This is a genomic window from Izhakiella capsodis (assembly GCF_900115045.1).
GTDB classification, from domain to species: Bacteria; Pseudomonadota; Gammaproteobacteria; order Enterobacterales; family Enterobacteriaceae; genus Izhakiella; species Izhakiella capsodis.
This window is the reverse complement of record NZ_FOVC01000001.1, coordinates 265,808-282,984: the sequence shown is the minus strand read 5'-3', so window position 1 is coordinate 282,984 and position 17,177 is coordinate 265,808. Positions and strand designations below refer to the sequence as shown.

Below are 17,177 nucleotides of genomic sequence, written 5' to 3'. Positions count from 1 at the left end.
AAGGGTAAAACGGCTTCCCTTGGTGGTTACCACTTAATATTCTTATCTCAGTTTTGTGACTCTAAGTGAGGCATTTTATGGATCGCATCATTACCTCTTCGCGTTCACGCAGTCGGTCGCTGATCAGCAGCCATAGGGTTCTGCGCAATACTTATTTTTTACTGGGACTTACGTTGACGTTCTCAGCGGTGACCGCTACGGCCAGCACCGTATTTGCTTTACCTGCACCGGGTTTCATCCTGATGCTGGTCGGGTTTTACGGCCTGATGTTTCTTACTTACCGGCTGGCCGATCGTCCAGCGGGCATTCTCGCGGCCTTTGCATTTACCGGTTTTCTCGGTTACTGCCTTGGTCCGATCCTAAATAGTTTTCTGATGGCAGGCATGGGCGATATTATCGCTCTGGCACTTGGCGGCACCGCTCTGGTGTTTTTCTGCTGTTCAGCCTACGTGCTGACGACGCGCAAAGATATGTCGTTTCTGTCAGGGATGCTTTTAGCTGGCTTTGTGGTACTGCTGTTAGCGGTCATCGCTAATCTGTTTTTGAACTTGCCTGGCCTGCAATTAGCAATCAGCGTTATGTTTGTATTGTTTTCCTCGGCCGCCATCCTATGGGAAACCAGCAATATTATTCAGGGCGGCGAAACTAACTATATTCGCGCCACGGTCAGCTTGTACGTCTCAATTTATAATATTTTCATCAGCCTGCTGAGCATACTTGGTTTCACTCGCAGCAATTGATGTCTTGCTATTCACATCCCCTCGAAGCCCCTGACGGGGCTTTATTTTTACCCTCACGAAAATTTGTTACACTGCGCACCTGAACGCATATGAGGCTGAAAGTGATACTTGCAGGAAAAAAAATTGCCCGCGATGCCAACGGCTATCTGGAATCTATTGATGACTGGACTCCGCAGATCGCCGCATTACTGGCAGCGGAGGAAGAAATAGCACTCAGTGAAGCTCATTGGGAAGTGGTTGACTTCGTGAGGGCATTTTACCTTGAATTTAACACATCCCCTGCCATACGCATGCTGGTAAAAGCAATGGCGCAAGAATATGGTGAGGAGAAGGGCAATAGCCGCTATCTGTTTCGTTTATTTCCTAAGGGGCCAGCAAAGCAGGCAACAAAGATTGCCGGCCTGCCAAAGCCAGTTAAATGTTTGTAAGGCTTAATGAATGCTAAAACGCCTTGGCTCCTTTTGGGGCTGGTGGGGCTCAGTCAAAACCCTGTCTACTCTTGCGCGGCAAGGTCCACCGGCTTTCAGCCAGCTAATTAAACTATCCACCTGCCCACAGTCTCCCCATACCAGCACCTCAACTGAACCGTCATCCAGATTGCGCGCATGGCCACACAGCCCAAGCTCCCGCGCCTTGCGCTGAGTACTGTAACGGAAACCAACGCCCTGCACCCTTCCATATGCCCAAGCCAGAACTCCTTTTTTTACCATCATGATCTCCATAGTGCGGATCCGTTGCTTTTTTGCCGCATCACACCGACAATACGGTCCGTTTTCCTGAAAATAAGCATAGCAAATGTCAGCGCGATTAATTCTTGCCAAAGGACGTGATAAGTCCCTACTCCGTCGTCATCCCTGGATTTTTTCCGGGGCAGTTTCAAGAATTGAAGGTAACCCCGCAGCGGGAGAAACCATCGAAATCTGCGATAGTCAGGGCAACTGGCTTGCCACGGGAGCTTTTTCTCCACAGTCACAAATTCGCGCCCGCGTATGGAGCTGGGACGAAAACCAACCAATCGACTGTTATTTTTTTGTCCGTCGTCTCCAGCAAGCGCAGAAGCTGCGCGACTGGCTGGCGCTGCGCGATGGCCTGGACAGCTATCGGTTGATTGCCGGCGAGTCTGATGGACTGCCTGGCGTGACCATCGATCGCTATGATCGATTCCTTGTATTACAATTACTTTCCGCCGGCGCTGAATATCAACGCCCTGCCCTGACTGCTGCACTACAGCAGTGCTATCCACATCTGTCTGTTTACGACCGCTCCGACGTCAGCGTACGTAAAAAAGAAGGACTGGCGCTCAGTCAGGGGTCAATCTGTGGCGAACTGCCACCTCCCTTGCTAACCATTGCTGAGCATGGAATGAAGTTGCTGGTCGATATTCAGGGGGGACACAAGACCGGTTACTACCTCGATCAGCGTGATAGCCGCCTTGCCACCCGCCGATATTCCACAGGTAAGCACGTGCTGAACTGTTTTTCTTACACCGGCGGCTTTGCGGTTTCAGCACTACTTGGCGGTTGCCAGTCTGTCGTCAGCGTTGACACCTCACAGGCCGCACTGGAGCTTGCACGTAAAAATGTTGAGCTTAACGCGCTGGATAGCGGAAAAGCGCAGTTTATCCGCGACGATGTATTTAAATTGCTGAGGACCTGGCGCGATGATAATAAAAAATTCGATCTCATCGTGCTGGATCCACCGAAATTCGTAGAAAATAAAAACCAGCTCGCAGGTGCCTGCCGGGGATATAAAGATATTAATATGCTGGCAATGCAGCTGCTCAATCCTGGCGGCACGCTATTGACCTTTTCCTGTTCAGGGTTAATGCCAACCGAACTATTCCAGAAAATTATCGCAGATGCGGCATTAGACGCGCATCGCGATGTACAATTTATAGAGCAATTTCGTCAGGCTGCTGACCATCCCGTTATCGCCAGCTATCCTGAAGGCCTTTACCTCAAAGGATTCGCTTGTCGGGTTCTGTGACTTGAAAAACATCAACTAACCCTCATATAGAATCAGTATAATGCTGAGGGAGTGTCATAATGATTGCCAGTAAATTCGGTATCGGCCAACAAGTCCGACACAAAATGTTCGGGTTTCTCGGTGTAGTAGTCGATGTTGACCCCGTGTATTCGCTTGATGCTCCCGCTTTTGATGAGGTAGCTAACAGCGAGCAGCTGCGGGGATCCCCCTGGTATCATGTGGTGATGGAAGATGGTGACGGCCAGCCAGTGCATACCTATCTGGCTGAAATTCAGCTCTCCTGGGAAGCACCAGCTGAATATCCGGAGCAGTCTTCACTCGACGAACTGGCCGACTCTATCCGCAGACAGCTTCAGGCTCCCCGTCTGCGTAATTAACCTTTCAGTTAAAGGCTGACAGCCCTCTGTCGGCCTGATCTATATCAAGTCCCAGACGGGAAATCTCAATTTTAGGGCAGCGATCCATAATGACATTAAGCCCCGCCGCCTTTGCCAGAAATGCGGCTTGTTCATTGATAACTCCCAGCTGCAACCATAATGTTTTTGCACCTACGGCAATAGCGTCCTGAGCAATCCCACAGGCTGCCTCAGAATTACGGAATACATCAACAATATCAATTGAATAAGGTATTTCAGCCAGTGAGCCATAAACAGTTTGCCCCAGCAGTACACTTCCCGCCAGCTTAGGACTTACCGGAAAAACCTGATATCCCTGCTCAAGGAGATAAGCCATTACAGCATAGCTTGGGCGCGCAGGATTATCGCTCGCACCAACCAGCGCTATATTATGGCTGGCTTTGAGCACATCTTTGATTAAATCGTTAGACATATCGTCTCCGCTAAATCGACCTTACGTATTCGCGTAATTTACCACCGCTTTTACAACAGAATGAGTTTGAACCCGATTTATAATCAGTTAATCGCACAAATAAATGTGTTTAAATGTTAATATAGTGCCTTATTGAAAAAAGTAGATACACTTAACCACTAATGTACTCCTTTCGGTTGGAGAAAGAATGAAATTGCGTGTGTGCTGCGCAGGCCTGTTGATTATGCTGATCGCTAGCGCTATTCATGCGACAACGCTCAAGCTGAAGCCTGAAATTGATTTGCTGATGTTAGATGGACATAAGATATCCGGCTCCTGGCTAAAAGGTGCCGACGGCATCGAGCTCGAAAAAGGACAGCACCAGTTTCTGTTCCGAGCGAGTAAATCGTTATGCACTAACAGTCAAAATGCATGCCCAACTTCTGTACCGCTAATCGCTACTTTTTTTGCAGAAAACAAATCTGTCAGCATCCGCTTTTCAACGCCTGAAACGCTAAATAATGTTATGAAACCCGGAAAAAAATTTTACTTTGAACTAATTGATGAGCATGGACAGGTAATAATAAGCCAGAAAGATACACTCAGTCCGGGGACGGACAACAACGTTGAACAAGCAATGATGATCTACAATCTTGAGGATCGTATTGCCTCCGTACCACACTTTGCTGTGACAGAGCATTCACTGGAGCATCTATCGCAGTCTGCAGAAGGTATCGCGATGAATTATCCTTCTGATTCTACCGTCCTTTATCGATGGTACATGCAGCTAGACAGCGCAACCCGTCAGCATTTACGTTGTCTGCTTGAAGCCATTCATACCAGTTGAATGCAACCGCCACAGAGCGCTAAACTCACATTGTCATACTTAGTCCGATTATTCTCACCAGGATATTCTTAATGGATCAAACCACCCGAAAAATTCCAGAAAAAAAACACATTGCGCTGGTCGCTCACGATCACTGTAAAACTGCACTCATGCAGTGGGTTGAACTTTATAAAGAGACGCTTAAACAACACAGCCTTTATGCTACCGGTACCACCGGAAATCTTATCCAACGAGCCACAGGCCTGCCGGTTAAATCAATGCTCAGCGGGCCAATGGGCGGCGATCAGCAGGTTGGCGCCCTGATATCTGAAGGCAAAATCGACGTCCTAATTTTTTTCTGGGATCCGCTCAACGCTGTACCACACGATCCGGATGTTAAAGCGTTACTGCGTTTGGCTACGGTATGGAATATTCCGGTTGCCACCAACCGTGCTACGGCAGACTTCATTATCCATTCGTCGCTTTTCAACAGTGAGCAAGAGATATTGATCCCGGATTATCAGCGTTACATGCAGCAGCGCCTGCAATAAACGCTCCGGGACAGACTTCACGGCTTGCGCTGAGTGGGTACGCCAAGCCGCTTAAAATCATCAACAAATACAGAAGGCGTATCAGCATCAAACAATAACCACACCTGCTCTTTCGCCCTTGTCAACGCAACATAGGCCAGACGTCGCTCTTCTGCATGCGGAAAGTTCTCCGGCGCAGGCAGCAGTACTTTCTCCATAATTGACTCCCTTGCCTGAGCTGGGAATCCGTCGCATCCCCCGCGAAGACCAAGCAAAATAACGTAGTCTGCCTGCCGGCCTTTACTGGCATGAATCGTCATGAATTCGATATTGAGCTTAGGCCAGCGCGTCTTTGCTTTATCCAGCTCCGCCGGACGCAGATAATGATATCGTCCCAGAATCAGAACCTTTTCCTGTTGCTTTACGAAGCCACTTAACTTATTTAACAGCGATTCAAGCTGATTCTCCGGCAGCAGGATCACTGCTTTCTTATTGCCTTTACGTAAGCTATTAAGGGGTTTTTTCAGCTGATATGGGTTCTCCTGAATAAAGCGATTAGCGATGTCACCAATGCGTTCGTTAAAACGATAGGTTGTATCAAGTATACAGCGTTCTCCTTCACCAAAATGGTGATGGAAAGCCGTGGTCAGTGTCATTTCCGCACCGCTAAAACGATAGATAGCCTGCCAGTCATCGCCAACGGCAAACAGCGAAGTTCGCTTATTCTGACGCCTCAGCGCGGCTAGTAGCAAGGCACGCTGTGGCGATATGTCCTGAAATTCATCGACCAGGATCGCTTTCCATGCGCTGATGAAGCGACCTTTGTCCAACACGTTAACCGCCTGATGAATTAAGCCAGCAAAGTCGACTGCACCTTCTTCCTTCAGCGCATTTTTCCAGGCCTTAAGTATCGGCGCCATGAGCCTGACCCTTTTAGCAAACATGTCACGCAGCTCAGGCGGGGCGCTGTCGATCATTTCTGCCTGCGCGCCACCCTGGGTGCGCATCAACCCCAGCCAACGTTCAAGCCTGCTGGCGAGTCGGTCGGCTAGCCGATCATTTTGCCAGAAAGCCGTTTCATCCACCGACCAACCGAGCTCCTCCTGCAGCCACTGACGCCAGCCTTTAGCCTGAGTTTTCTTTTCTGCACACTGCTTACGCCACTCGTCAATAATAAGCTTGCGCCTTTTGCTTATATCGGTTTCCAGAACGCTGATAGTCGGAGTTCGTTGGTTGCCCTGTTGGATGATATGCAGGGCCAGCGAGTGAAACGTCCTGGCTTCTATTTTTTCAGTATTTAGTCTTTGAATAATACGATCGTTCATTTCCTCTGCCGCCTTACGCCCGAATGCCAGCAGCAAAATTTGCTCAGGTTTAGCGAGTTTACGCTGCATCAACCAGCCAGCTCGGGCAACCAGCACCGACGTTTTACCACTGCCGGCACCGGCAAGCGTTAAGAGTGTATCCTCACCATTGATTACCGCCCTTGACTGGGACTCATTCAACGGCGAGGCTTCTACCAAATTGAAGAACTCCGCATGTGCCTCCAGCATCTGCGTACTCCATTGTGCATTACGCTGCTGGCGCTTCTCTTCGGCCTGATGATACCAATCCTGACAATACGCCCACTGTTGCGCACAGTTTTCAAATTGGGAAATACGCTGATGAGGTAATGGCAATCCGGCGAAAAAACCATCGAGCCGCTGACGCAGGCTGACAATATCGCTGCGGTTAATCCAGCGTGATTGCTGTTCGAGATCGTTGATATCGCTTAAAGCATCGGCCAGTACCCCAACGCTAACCTTGCTCATCTCCTCACTCCACTCAGTCCAGGCTCTGTCCAGATAGTGAAAGAAGCGTTGAGTCTCTGCCCACTCAGTACCATGAAGGCGTACGACTTTCTCATCAATCAAGGTGAACTCCAGTTCACCCCAGACAAGCCCCCGTTTGCAGCGGATGGAAAGCAGTTGATTGAACGGGATCAGATACTGATGCTTTTCTCCACTGACCTCAACACCGGCATTAAGTAAACGAACCCTGTTATAGGGATGCTGTGCCAGATGCCTGCCAAGCGACGTTGATTTAAGTTCCATGCCCCTGACCTGTAGTGTTAAAAATTATCTTCTTAGTTTACCGGCAGGAGGTTTAGCGCTCCAGTGCTAAAACGCGTTACAATCAATGCATTGAGCTTTGCATTTATTTCATCGGGAGAGGCAATATGCGTACCGTACTTAATATTCTTAATTTTGTGTTGGGTGGCTTCGCCACCACGTTAGGCTGGTTGCTGGCAACGCTCTTCTCCATCATACTGATTTTTACCCTGCCGCTTACGCGCTCCTGCTGGGAAATAACCAAGCTCTCCTTACTCCCTTATGGTAATGAATCCATACACATTGATGAGCTCTATCCTGAGAATCAAAATTCTCTTCTTAACGGTGCCGGCACGCTGTTAAATATTTTCTGGTTCATCTTATTTGGCTGGTGGCTTTGCCTGAGCCATATTTTTATTGGTATTGTGCAATGCTTCACCATTATTGGGATCCCGGTAGGTATCGCTAATTTAAAGATTGCCGCCATCGCACTCTGGCCTGTTGGCCGTCGGATTGTTTCTGTGGAAGTCGCTCGTGCAGCACGCGAAGCCAATGCCCGACGTCGTTTTAATCAGGCTTAGTGTGCAGCACACAATGAAGCATCTGTTTCGGCAATTTAATATTAGCAGCCCCTGGCTTTATAACTTACGCATTTTGCTGGCTCTGATTGGCACCACCGCCGTTCCTCTATGGCTACAGCACGTTACCTGGACCATTCCGCTAACGCTTGGCGTAGTAGCGGCAGCGCTGGCCGATTTGGACGACCGGCTGACAGGACGCCTGCGTAATCTGGTGATTACGCTGGTCTGCTTTGGCATGGCTTCAGTATCGGTTGAATTGCTCTACCCTTGGCCATGGCTGTTTATTATCGGGCTTGGCCTGTCGACATGGGGTTTTATTCTGTTAGGAGCCTTGGGACAGCGCTATGCAACTATTGCCTTCGGTGCCCTGCTTATCGCACTTTATACTCTGCTTGGGGCCGGGCTTTTTGCACAATGGTATCTGCAGCCGTTTCTGCTACTGGTAGGGGGCGCATGGTATAATTTATTAACACTCTGCGGACATCTGATTTTCCCCATCCGTCCGCTCCAGGAAAATATTGCCGGTACCTTTAACCAGCTTTCCCGTTATCTGGGGGCCAAAGCCGACCTGTTCGATCCCGATATTGAAACCGGTGACATACAAAGGGTGATCGACGTAGCAATGGCAGACAGTCGGCTGGTTGAGCAGCTCAACATGGCGAAAGCATCGGTTCAAAGCCGACTTCGTGGCGAACAGTGGCAACGTGGCACGCAACGAGCGTTACATTATTATTTTGCAGCTCAGGATATACACGAGAGGGCCAGCTCATCTCATGTTAAATATGATACTTTACGTAGAGCATTCCGCCACAGCGATATTCTTTTTCGCTTTCAGCGGTTAATGACCCTTCAGGCAAAAGCCTGCGAACACCTGGCGAAGGCGATCATGCTTCGACGCCAGTATCAGCATGATCCACGTTTTGAATATCATTTTGCCAATCTAAGTATTGCGCTAGATAAGCTCGATTCGGGGGTAAGCTATCCAAGCGAACGCAAAGCGATGCATTTCCTGCTCAATAACCTACGAGCAATTGACGCCCAACTTGCTACCATTGAATCAGAACAGCGACTAACGCACATACACGCAAGCGAGAGCCAACTTTCATATGATGGGTTAACTGGCTGGCAGGATATTCGCCTGCGCTTCAGCCGTCATCTTTCCCCCGCATCGGCGTTATTCCGGCATGCGGTGCGCATGTCATTATTACTTTGCTCTAGCTACGCCATGATTCAGCTTACCGGCATGAAACATGGCTACTGGATCCTGTTGACCAGCCTCTTTGTCTGTCAGCCAAATTACAACGCGACAAAAAACAGATTAGCACTGCGCATCATCGGAACCCTTGCCGGCATAGTGATAGGGTTGCCGGTGTTATGGCTGGTACCTACAGTACAGGGGCAACTGTTAATGATTGTTATTAGCGGCGTGCTGTTTTTCGCTTTTCGAACCGTGCAGTATGCCCTCGCCACGATGTTTATCACACTGCTTGTGCTGCTTTGCTTTAACCTGTTGGGCGAAGGGTATGAAGTGGCCCTGCCCCGAATAATCGATACGCTGATAGGCTGCGCACTCGCCTGGATGGCAGTCAGCTGGATCTGGCCAGACTGGCGTTTTTGCGATTTACCCACGGTGCTACACCGCACGCTGAATGCACATTGCCGCTATCTGAACGCCATCCTACTGCAATATAAACAGGGCAAAAATAATAAGGTCGATTATCGTATTGCCCGACGAAACGCACACAATGCTACAGCCGAATTAGCGTCAGTCGTAGCTAGCCGCTCTGATAAAAAAACACCTTTCAGGTTGCGGGAGGAAGACGCTTTTCGTCTCCTCTGCCTGGTGCATTCCCTGCTTAGCTATGTTTCAGCACTTGGCGCCCACAGAGAGAAACTGGATGACGAAGCGCTCTTATTATTGTTGGATGATATCGTTTGTTATATTGATGATACCCTGCAACCAGCAGTTGCTGTTTCCCCGGTGTTGATTGAACAGCTTGCTTCATTTTTTAAAAAAATTGAAACTCTTGAGTCACAGGCAGAGGGTAGTGCGTATATTATTTTGCAACAGATCTCATTACTACTCTCACTGCTTCCGCAGCTAATTGAGCTTCAGGTTCGTATAATCGCTATCGACAACGCTCACGCTCTAACTGCGCAATCTTAGTTTCATACCAGCTGCGCAGTTCGGCTTTTACCTCTCCAGGCAAAGCCTGGTAATAAAAACCGCTCAGCGCCCCTTCCAGCGCATAAAGCGTATTTAATCCGAGATGCTTATTCAGAGCGCGTAACTTGAGCCAGCTGGCTTTAGCCCCTTGTGCCCTGAGCATGTTTACACTCCCGATCCCTGCTTCGCGTAACAATCGCTCCAATTGATGCCCAATATTGGGTAAATCACGCATGCCTCTCGCCTGTTTCGACTGCTCATTGTGCTCCCGGGCCCCTTGTAAACAGAGCCGGGATATTGCCAGTAGCTGTTCAGGCTCCCGCCAAAGAGTTTCATTTACCCGGTAATAATCAAGTCGGACAGGCACACCTCGTTTTTGCAGCTGTAATGTTTGTAATTTACGTTCGCAGAGGTATGGCTTTGACGCCTCGCAGGCACGTAAATAAAGCTCCCCTTGCGAAACAACGGCAAATACCGCTTTACCCACACTCAAACTGTAGCCACCGAATTGAGTACGCACTTTAATTGCGCCAAGTGGATCCAGTAACTGTGTTATACTCTCAATACGCCCTTTTTTTATCATCATTCCCTCCTTGTTAATAAACCGAGTACTCAAGACATTAGAGATTTAAGTAATAGCATTCAATGCTTCACTCATATTTTTGCTTACGCCGCACAAAATTTGCGAGCCGTTTTCAAAAAATCAGGTTGATCTTAAGCTCAGGTAGCTATACTGTATGTTTATACAGTATCATTACAGGTAAAGAGATCATGCGTACTCAAACTTCAAATTCTTACCGCGTCGGGAAAACTGTGCATTTAGATCATTGCTCCTCTCTCACCCTGAATTCAGGTACGATTGCCGAACTGGTATTCAGCAAGAATCAAAGCGCAGTGATGCACCTTATGTTATTACCGCTTCTTCAACAGCTGAGCATCGAATCACGCTGGCAATTATGGTTGACATCAAAGCATAAACTTAGCCGCCATTGGCTGAAATCTACCGGACTACCTTTGGATAAAATGATGCAAATCCAGAGCCCGGGTGAAAAGCCAACGCTGGAAGCAATGAACAGAGCCTTGCGTACAGGAAATTTCAGCGCGGTGATTGGTTGGGTTCAGACGCCCCCGACGAATGAACAGAGAAAAATGCTGGAGAGAGCAGCTGAAGCCGGACATGGATTAGGCTTAATTTTATGCACGTCAGTGTTCGGCGAACCCACGGCGAGACCAACAAACAGCTTAAAAATTCCCTCCAGTTTGTATCACTAAGTAAAAATGGGAATATTCTCAGAATTGATTCATCTCCGCCCTTGGAAAATCAACTGATTCAATTATGACCCTGTGTGACAATGAGTTAGCCACTTAAGTAGGTAAATTGTCACTTAATTTTCACCCTATAAATGTTAAAAAATATGTAGAGAACGCTTTTTTTTTCTTTTATCACCCAACATCATACTTGTAAGTTTTTCACGACGTTGTAGACTTTATTACGCCGAGGTGCTCCAACAACCTCCATGCGGAAGCGGAATAATAGAGCTACAAAGCCCGGCGAAGGATTAAACCAAGAGCTAAATTCAGCTCCTTGCCTATTTGGATGATAACGAGGCGCAAAAAATGAAAAAGACAGCTATCGCAATTGCAGTGGCACTGGCTGGCTTCGCTACAGTAGCGCAGGCCGCTCCGAAAGATAACACCTGGTATGTCGGTGGTAAATTGGGCTGGTCTCAGTTCCACGATAAAGGCTACTACGGCAACGGTTACACCAATAATGACGGTCCGACTCATGATAGTCAGCTCGGTGCAGGTGCATTCCTGGGCTATCAGGCGAATCCTTATCTGGGCTTCGAACTGGGCTATGACTGGCTGGGACGTATGCCATACAAAGGCAATACCGTTAACGGCGCATTCAAAGCTCAGGGTATCCAATTGGCTGCCAAACTGAGCTATCCGCTCACTGATAACCTCGACGTTTATACACGTCTGGGTGGTATGGTATGGCGTGCTGATTCTACTCAGTACAATGCCACTACTGGTAACCGCATCAGTGACAACGACACTGGCATATCTCCGCTGGCCGCTGTTGGTGTTGAATACGCTCTGACTCAAAATTGGGCTACCCGTCTGGATTACCAGTGGGTTAACAACCTTGGCGATGCCAGCACTGTTGGTGCTCGTCCAGATAACAGCATGCTGTCTCTGGGTGTTTCTTATCGCTTCGGTCAGGATGATGTCGCCGCTCCAGCTCCGGTTCCTGCTCCGGCGCCAGTTGTTCAGACGAAACGCTTCACACTGAAGTCTGATGTTCTGTTCAACTTCAATAAATCATCGCTAAAAGCTGAAGGTAAGCAGGCTCTTGACCAGCTGTACAGCCAGTTGAGTTCTATGGATCCGAAAGACGGCTCCGTTATTGTTTTAGGTTACACTGACCGCATAGGTTCCGAGCAGTACAACCTGAAGCTGTCTGAAAAACGTGCTCAGTCTGTCGTTGATTACTTGGTATCTAAAGGTATCCCGGCTAATAAGATCTCTGCACGTGGCTTGGGCAAAGCTGACCCTGTTACCGGTAGCACCTGTGACAGCGTAAAAGGCCGCAATGCACAGATTAACTGCATGGCGCCTGATCGTCGCGTAGAAATTGAAGTTAAAGGTATTAAAGACGTTGTTACCCAACCTCAGGCAACCCAGCCTCAGGCATAAATAATACGGCTTTAAAAATCCCGCTAATGCCGAAGAATTCCCAGTAATTGGCGGGTAAAAAAATGACTGGCATAGAGTTTGTGATCTACTGATTGTGCAACTAATTCAATGAGATCACCTCTATGCCTGCACGTTTGATATGTCAGAATTCCTTTCGTAACGCCATACCCCTTTCACAAATACCGACAAAATTACCTGCTGGATGACCCCACTGTTTAATTAATGACACATCACTGACGCTGACCAGCATCAGACGCTCTTTGACGGGTGTTGCCCAGGTCAAAAATAAAATCAAACGTGTTGAATGCCTACTGGGGAGTGAATCGATTCATCAGGATATTCCTCTGATTTCAGGAATATTATATCGACGCCGACGACTCAGTTATCCCTGTGTGTTATTGTCGTTGACTGGAGTGGTTACCCGTCTCAGGAATACTTCGTGCAAGTCTGCTCTGCAACGAGCGTGCAATCCCTTTATTAAGCCGGGTAGTATCTTCAGAAAAGCAGCATAACTTACAGATGCAAAGGGCTTTTCTGTACACCCTTTATGCTGCGGTTAATTCACAGGCCCGGGTCATCATTTTCACTGATGCAGGGTTCCAGGACGCCTGGTTCAGACATATTAAATCACTCGGCTGGAACTTTATTGGCCGGATACGGGGCAATAAACAGCTGCAACTGAACAGGAAAGGCGAATACTGATTCAGGCGACAGGCGCTGCGGGCCCGCAGTAAACCCGAATGCCCGGGGCCGGGTACGCTTTCCCATGCAGAATATGCTCAATGTGATGGTCACTTTTATCTGCATGAAAAAGAATTTAAAGGACGTAAATTTTGCCGGTCCGGTACCGGATAGAACGCCAATCTCAGGTCAGTGACGGGCGTTCTTCAGCCAAAGAGTCGTGGTTACTGTTCAGCAGCACAGATGATTCAAATCAAGTGAAATCATAAAGTTGTACAGCCGTCGTATGCAGACAGAGCAAACTTCCTGGATGAAAAAGGCGAGCGCTTCGGATTCGGTCTGCGGACAAGCTACAGCCGTTGAGCCGGAAGAATGCTGGTCCTGAGCCTGCTGGCGATACTAAGCACCATAGTGCTGTGGCTTGTAGGGTATCAGACAAAAATAAAGGGTTATATCTGAAATACCAGGTCAACAGCATTAAGTCACGGCGGGTCATCTCGTATCTGACAGTAGTGGAGAAGCTCCTGCGGCACTTTCCGCTAATTTTAAAGCTAGCGAAGCTGAGCGCCATTCTTAATCACCTCGCCAGAACCTATCAGAATATGGTGTTAGTTTATTAGCGCTGATTTATGAGGAGCCCTCAGCGCGAATGCGGTTTTTTCTGCGCGGTGAAATGTTATCTCAGTCGTACTCGCGATAACATCAGTTCTCTTTATTACTACCCAAAATAGCCTGCAAATCCTCTTTCAGAAGCGACATTGCACTGGCGTATTTCTCTTTACGTTCAGCATCCTCTATCAGCTGTATGATAGTTTCAGAAAGGGTACTGCTACGACGCTGAGCCAATCCTGCAAGCCGCTGCCAAACGAGATACTCAAGATCTACGGATTTTTTACGCGTGTGCTGATGCTCGGCATTAAAATGGCGTTTACGCCGCGCCCGTATCGTCTGTTTCATGCGATTTTCCAAGGCCGGATTGATATGCTTCTGTACCCACAGCAATACGTCTACTGGCTGGTTTTCTATCGCCAGCAACTGATCAACCGCAGCCTGAGCCGCACTCAGCTCGATATAGCGCGTAATTAATTCGCCTTCGCGGTGCTTTTTAACCAGATACTTCCACTTCCATCCGCTTTCAAGATTTTCGAGTTGCTGATATTTCATCGGAATCTCAATGCTGAACGCCCTGATTACAAAGCATAACAGTTTTTTAGAACACATAAACTGAGAAAAAATTTTACAGTTGCTAAAACTGCACATCCCCAAAGCTAATTGTTCAACCGCGATGCTTAAAAGGCTGAAATACAGTATAATCTGCCCTTTGTTCATTTCAGATAAAAACGACGACATTGACCAGTACGAAACTTGATTGGCAGGCACTACGGCCGCAAACCGATAACTACCAGCACTATTTTCCTCAAGCTCCAGGAGATACATCCGGATGCTTTGAAAAGACCCAGGCGCGACTGGCAAACGGCTTGCAGGCATTCAGTCAGACACCGATAGAACCGGCATTGATGCTGGTAAAAGTCGCTGAGTACAGTCAATATCTGACGCTTCTGCGCAACCAGTTGACACAGCTGGAGGCAAGTAAATCGTCACAATGGTGCGGCGGCCAATATACCCTTGAAGGTAATCAGGCACACTATCGCGCGTTTAACGGTCCTGAAGATAACTTCGCCTGTAAAAGTAATCAGGTCGATATTGCCGACTGGATTGAACCCGAACAACTCTTCGGCTGCGTGCGCCTTTTCCGTGAAACGCTGGCGCTTGAGCCGGGCCTGCTCCACCGTCTCAATGGTGGCACGCTGATTATCTCGCTGCGTAGCATACTGAGTCAGCCTCTGATGTGGCTGCGTCTGAAGCAAATTTTCCTTAGCCAGCAATATGTTTGGCTGTCGCTGGATGAAACCCGGCCTCTACCGATATTCCTCCCCACCATGCCACTGAAATTTAAGCTTCTGATCGCAGGCGATCGTGAAGCTCTGGCCGAATTTCAGGAAATTGAGCCGGAATTATCATCGCTGGCTATTTACAGTGAATTTGAAGAAAACATCCAGATCGTTGACGATAAAGAGATAGCAGACTGGTGTCAGTGGGTAAATAGTGTTGCCGTTGATGCAGAGATCGGCGCCATTGACGCCGATCTCTGGCCGGAACTCATTATTGAAGGTACACGCTATACTGGTGACCAGAAAACGTTACCGCTCTGTCCCTGTTGGCTAGCCCGTCAGTTACAGGACGCCGCTATTTACAGCAACGATAAACGCCTCACGGCCAGAGGGTTAAAAAGCGCACTTGAAGCCCGCGCATGGCGCGAAGGTTTTCTTGCGCAACGGATGCAGGATGAGATCCTGCTCGATCAAATACTGATCAATACTGAAGATGAAGTTATTGGTCAAATTAACGGTCTGTCGGTTATTGAGTTTTCAGGCCATCCACGTGCATTTGGCGAACCATCACGAATTAGCTGCGTAGTTCATCCAGGAGATGGTGAGTTTACTGATGTAGAGAGAAAAGCGGAGCTTGGCGGTAATATACATGCCAAAGGCATGATGATTATGCAAGCCTGGCTGATTTCAGAGCTGGAGCTGGAACAGCAGTTACCCTTCTCAGCCTCAATCGTATTTGAACAATCATATTCCGAGGTAGACGGCGACAGCGCGTCGCTCGCCGAACTTTGCGCCCTGATTAGCGCCCTGTCAACACAGCCAGTTAATCAGCAAATTGCGGTAACAGGTTCGGTCGACCAGTTTGGTAACGTTCAGTCTGTTGGCGGACTCAATGAAAAAATTGAAGGTTTCTTCCAAATTTGCCAACGGCGCGGATTGAATGGGAAACAAGGTGTTATTTTACCAGTCAGTAATGTACGTCATCTGGTGCTGAACGACGAGGTGGTCAATGCCGTCAGAGATGAACAATTTTATCTCTGGACCGTCAGCCACGTAGAACAAGCGCTACCACTGTTAATGCAAATATCATGGAACACAGAACAAGGTGCCTGTCTGCTGCGAACAATTCAGGATCGTATCGCGCAAATGAATCAGCAGGAGAACCGGCATCGACCGTGGCCACTACGCTGGCTAAACTTGTTTAACCTTAACTGATCGGAGTTGTTGAGCGTACACCTGTTCGCTAATCTTCGTCACTCACGAAAATAGGGCTAAAAAACGTATATGGTTGATAAACGCGATTCCTACTCTAAAGAAGATCTGATCGCCTCAGGTCGCGGTGAGCTGTTTGGCGAAGGCGGCCCCCCCCTTCCGGCGGGCTATATGCTCATGATGGACCGCGTGATCCAAATGAGCGAAACCGGTGGCAATTACAATAAAGGCTATGTTGAAGCAGAGCTGGATATTAAGCCGGACCTCTGGTTCTTTGGCTGCCATTTCATCAACGATCCAGTGATGCCCGGCTGCCTGGGGCTGGACGCAATGTGGCAACTGGTTGGATTCTATCTCGGCTGGCTGGGTTCAGAAGGTAAGGGGCGTGCGCTTGGCGTAGGCGAGGTGAAATTTACCGGACAAGTCCTACCTACAGCGAAAAAAGTGAGCTATCGCATTCACTTTAAGCGCGTTATCAGTCGTAAACTGGTTATGGGTGTGGCTGATGGCGAAGTACTGGTAGATGGTCATGTTATCTACACCGCGACTGATTTAAAAGTTGGTCTGTTCAAAGATACCAGCGCATTCTAATGTGCAAAAATAAACCTCCGCGGCCTGGCGGAGGTTTATTTTTTGACACCGAATAACCTCAGGCAATTGCCGTTCTGTCCTCCATGGCTTGACGCCAACCGCCCAACCAGTGAGACCGGGCATCAATCATTTGGTAAGGACATATCTCTTTTGAGCGTCCGCTTATGCCTGCCTGATAACCGCGTGAATGTGCGCGTTCTAATCGGTCTCTTTTCTGTCTCTTCATGCCTTGTTTCCCTCATTTTGACTGGTGGAATCTGGATGTTAAGAAAGCAATGGCTACCTGTTAACGCAACCGTAAAACTGGTTTTAACGCTTGCCGATACAAAGATCAATGCGCAAGTTTCACGCCAATATCATCAAATTCACTTGTA

18 protein-coding genes and 1 pseudogene are annotated in these 17,177 nt (G+C 48.3%); 13 read left to right on the top strand and 6 right to left on the bottom strand.

Features of this window, described 5'->3' with window-relative positions; translation table 11 throughout:
* The first annotated feature begins 77 nt into the window (after positions 1 to 77).
* A complete protein-coding gene (gene yccA, locus BM191_RS01265) occupies positions 78 to 740 on the top strand; it encodes an FtsH protease modulator YccA (RefSeq protein ID WP_092874070.1) in 663 nt (220 codons plus the stop codon).
* Between the two features lie 89 nt (positions 741 to 829).
* The gene (locus BM191_RS01260; RefSeq protein WP_407927838.1) at positions 830 to 1,168 is read left to right on the top strand and encodes a TusE/DsrC/DsvC family sulfur relay protein; all 339 of its coding nucleotides are present in this window, start codon (positions 830 to 832) and stop codon (positions 1,166 to 1,168) included.
* Positions 1,169 to 1,171: 3 nt separating this feature from the next.
* Here BM191_RS01260 and yccX read toward each other — a convergent pair whose 3' ends face one another.
* Positions 1,172 to 1,450, bottom strand: a complete 279-nt coding sequence (yccX, locus tag BM191_RS01255; RefSeq protein WP_092875156.1) for an acylphosphatase — start codon at positions 1,448 to 1,450, stop codon at positions 1,172 to 1,174.
* Between the two features lie 85 nt (positions 1,451 to 1,535).
* On the opposite strand from yccX, the gene rlmI reads away from it, so the two are divergent.
* Together rlmI and hspQ are read left to right on the top strand one after the other, a co-directional pair.
* Positions 1,536 to 2,726 carry a 23S rRNA (cytosine(1962)-C(5))-methyltransferase RlmI gene (rlmI, locus tag BM191_RS01250; RefSeq protein WP_092874067.1) on the top strand — a complete coding sequence of 397 codons (1,191 nt, stop codon included), beginning with the start codon at positions 1,536 to 1,538 and terminating at the stop codon, positions 2,724 to 2,726.
* Positions 2,727 to 2,785: 59 nt separating this feature from the next.
* Complete coding sequence (hspQ, locus tag BM191_RS01245; protein WP_092874064.1) at positions 2,786 to 3,103, top strand: heat shock protein HspQ; 318 nt, start codon at positions 2,786 to 2,788, stop codon at positions 3,101 to 3,103.
* A gap of 4 nt (positions 3,104 to 3,107) precedes the next feature.
* On the opposite strand, the gene BM191_RS01240 is transcribed toward hspQ, so the two are convergent.
* Positions 3,108 to 3,554, bottom strand: coding sequence for a CoA-binding protein (locus BM191_RS01240; RefSeq protein WP_092874061.1), 447 nt, complete (start codon positions 3,552 to 3,554; stop codon positions 3,108 to 3,110).
* A 223-nt stretch (positions 3,555 to 3,777) separates the two neighbouring features.
* On the opposite strand from BM191_RS01240, the gene BM191_RS01235 reads away from it, so the two are divergent.
* Both BM191_RS01235 and BM191_RS01230 read left to right on the top strand, forming a co-directional pair.
* Entirely contained in the window at positions 3,778 to 4,380 is a 603-nt protein-coding gene (locus tag BM191_RS01235) for a YccT family protein (RefSeq protein WP_230479496.1), read from the top strand.
* A 71-nt stretch (positions 4,381 to 4,451) separates the two neighbouring features.
* On the top strand, positions 4,452 to 4,910 hold the full coding sequence (locus BM191_RS01230) for a methylglyoxal synthase (RefSeq protein ID WP_092874055.1): 459 nt from the start codon (positions 4,452 to 4,454) through the stop codon (positions 4,908 to 4,910).
* 17 nt (positions 4,911 to 4,927) lie between these two features.
* On the opposite strand, the gene helD is transcribed toward BM191_RS01230, so the two are convergent.
* On the bottom strand, positions 4,928 to 6,982 hold the full coding sequence (helD, locus tag BM191_RS01225; protein ID WP_092874052.1) for a DNA helicase IV: 2,055 nt from the start codon (positions 6,980 to 6,982) through the stop codon (positions 4,928 to 4,930).
* Positions 6,983 to 7,107: 125 nt separating this feature from the next.
* Between helD and BM191_RS01220 the strand changes: the two genes are divergently transcribed.
* A complete protein-coding gene (locus BM191_RS01220; protein WP_092874049.1) occupies positions 7,108 to 7,560 on the top strand; it encodes a YccF domain-containing protein in 453 nt (150 codons plus the stop codon).
* Positions 7,561 to 7,573: 13 nt separating this feature from the next.
* Positions 7,574 to 9,727 carry a YccS family putative transporter gene (gene yccS / locus BM191_RS01215; protein ID WP_230479475.1) on the top strand — a complete coding sequence of 718 codons (2,154 nt, stop codon included), beginning with the start codon at positions 7,574 to 7,576 and terminating at the stop codon, positions 9,725 to 9,727.
* Here yccS and BM191_RS01210 read toward each other — a convergent pair.
* Positions 9,690 to 10,313, bottom strand: a complete 624-nt coding sequence (locus tag BM191_RS01210; protein WP_092874043.1) for a TfoX/Sxy family DNA transformation protein — start codon at positions 10,311 to 10,313, stop codon at positions 9,690 to 9,692. The genes yccS and BM191_RS01210 overlap by 38 nt on opposite strands.
* A gap of 185 nt (positions 10,314 to 10,498) precedes the next feature.
* Here BM191_RS01210 and sulA point away from each other — a divergent pair, with 185 nt between their 5' ends.
* The 3 genes and pseudogenes from sulA (at position 10,499) to BM191_RS01195 (ending at position 13,728) form a co-directional block, all read left to right on the top strand.
* Positions 10,499 to 10,999: an SOS-induced cell division inhibitor SulA gene (gene sulA / locus BM191_RS01205; RefSeq protein WP_177203269.1), complete on the top strand. Its 501-nt coding sequence runs from the start codon at positions 10,499 to 10,501 to the stop codon at positions 10,997 to 10,999.
* 345 nt (positions 11,000 to 11,344) lie between these two features.
* Positions 11,345 to 12,427, top strand: coding sequence for a porin OmpA (gene ompA / locus BM191_RS01200; protein WP_092875154.1), 1,083 nt, complete (start codon positions 11,345 to 11,347; stop codon positions 12,425 to 12,427).
* A gap of 122 nt (positions 12,428 to 12,549) precedes the next feature.
* Positions 12,550 to 13,728: pseudogene (locus BM191_RS01195) on the top strand (IS4 family transposase).
* An 82-nt stretch (positions 13,729 to 13,810) separates the two neighbouring features.
* Here BM191_RS01195 and matP read toward each other — a convergent pair.
* Positions 13,811 to 14,272, bottom strand: coding sequence for a macrodomain Ter protein MatP (matP, locus tag BM191_RS01190; protein WP_092875152.1), 462 nt, complete (start codon positions 14,270 to 14,272; stop codon positions 13,811 to 13,813).
* A gap of 185 nt (positions 14,273 to 14,457) precedes the next feature.
* Between matP and BM191_RS01185 the strand changes: the two genes are divergently transcribed.
* Together BM191_RS01185 and fabA are read left to right on the top strand one after the other, a co-directional pair.
* Complete coding sequence (locus BM191_RS01185; protein WP_092874037.1) at positions 14,458 to 16,215, top strand: AAA family ATPase; 1,758 nt, start codon at positions 14,458 to 14,460, stop codon at positions 16,213 to 16,215.
* 69 nt (positions 16,216 to 16,284) lie between these two features.
* Positions 16,285 to 16,803, top strand: a complete 519-nt coding sequence (fabA, locus tag BM191_RS01180; RefSeq protein WP_092874034.1) for a bifunctional 3-hydroxydecanoyl-ACP dehydratase/trans-2-decenoyl-ACP isomerase — start codon at positions 16,285 to 16,287, stop codon at positions 16,801 to 16,803.
* Positions 16,804 to 16,861: 58 nt separating this feature from the next.
* Here fabA and rmf read toward each other — a convergent pair whose 3' ends face one another.
* Positions 16,862 to 17,029 carry a ribosome modulation factor gene (rmf, locus tag BM191_RS01175; protein WP_092874031.1) on the bottom strand — a complete coding sequence of 56 codons (168 nt, stop codon included), beginning with the start codon at positions 17,027 to 17,029 and terminating at the stop codon, positions 16,862 to 16,864.
* Positions 17,030 to 17,177 lie beyond the last annotated feature (148 nt).

Bases quoted from the DNA above. Each gene is read 5' to 3' on its own strand.
- yccA (WP_092874070.1), top strand. From the start codon at position 78: ATGGATCGCATCATTACCTCTTCGCGTTCACGCAGTCGGTCGCTGATC.
- BM191_RS01260 (WP_407927838.1), top strand. From the start codon at position 830: ATGAGGCTGAAAGTGATACTTGCAGGAAAAAAAATTGCCCGCGATGCC.
- yccX (WP_092875156.1), bottom strand. From the start codon at position 1,450: ATGGTAAAAAAAGGAGTTCTGGCTTGGGCATATGGAAGGGTGCAGGGC.
- rlmI (WP_092874067.1), top strand. From the start codon at position 1,536: ATGTCAGCGCGATTAATTCTTGCCAAAGGACGTGATAAGTCCCTACTC.
- hspQ (WP_092874064.1), top strand. From the start codon at position 2,786: ATGATTGCCAGTAAATTCGGTATCGGCCAACAAGTCCGACACAAAATG.
- BM191_RS01240 (WP_092874061.1), bottom strand. From the start codon at position 3,554: ATGTCTAACGATTTAATCAAAGATGTGCTCAAAGCCAGCCATAATATA.
- BM191_RS01235 (WP_230479496.1), top strand. From the start codon at position 3,778: ATGCTGATCGCTAGCGCTATTCATGCGACAACGCTCAAGCTGAAGCCT.
- BM191_RS01230 (WP_092874055.1), top strand. From the start codon at position 4,452: ATGGATCAAACCACCCGAAAAATTCCAGAAAAAAAACACATTGCGCTG.
- helD (WP_092874052.1), bottom strand. From the start codon at position 6,982: ATGGAACTTAAATCAACGTCGCTTGGCAGGCATCTGGCACAGCATCCC.
- BM191_RS01220 (WP_092874049.1), top strand. From the start codon at position 7,108: ATGCGTACCGTACTTAATATTCTTAATTTTGTGTTGGGTGGCTTCGCC.
- yccS (WP_230479475.1), top strand. From the start codon at position 7,574: ATGAAGCATCTGTTTCGGCAATTTAATATTAGCAGCCCCTGGCTTTAT.
- BM191_RS01210 (WP_092874043.1), bottom strand. From the start codon at position 10,313: ATGATGATAAAAAAAGGGCGTATTGAGAGTATAACACAGTTACTGGAT.
- sulA (WP_177203269.1), top strand. From the start codon at position 10,499: ATGCGTACTCAAACTTCAAATTCTTACCGCGTCGGGAAAACTGTGCAT.
- ompA (WP_092875154.1), top strand. From the start codon at position 11,345: ATGAAAAAGACAGCTATCGCAATTGCAGTGGCACTGGCTGGCTTCGCT.
- matP (WP_092875152.1), bottom strand. From the start codon at position 14,272: ATGAAATATCAGCAACTCGAAAATCTTGAAAGCGGATGGAAGTGGAAG.
- fabA (WP_092874034.1), top strand. From the start codon at position 16,285: ATGGTTGATAAACGCGATTCCTACTCTAAAGAAGATCTGATCGCCTCA.
- rmf (WP_092874031.1), bottom strand. From the start codon at position 17,029: ATGAAGAGACAGAAAAGAGACCGATTAGAACGCGCACATTCACGCGGT.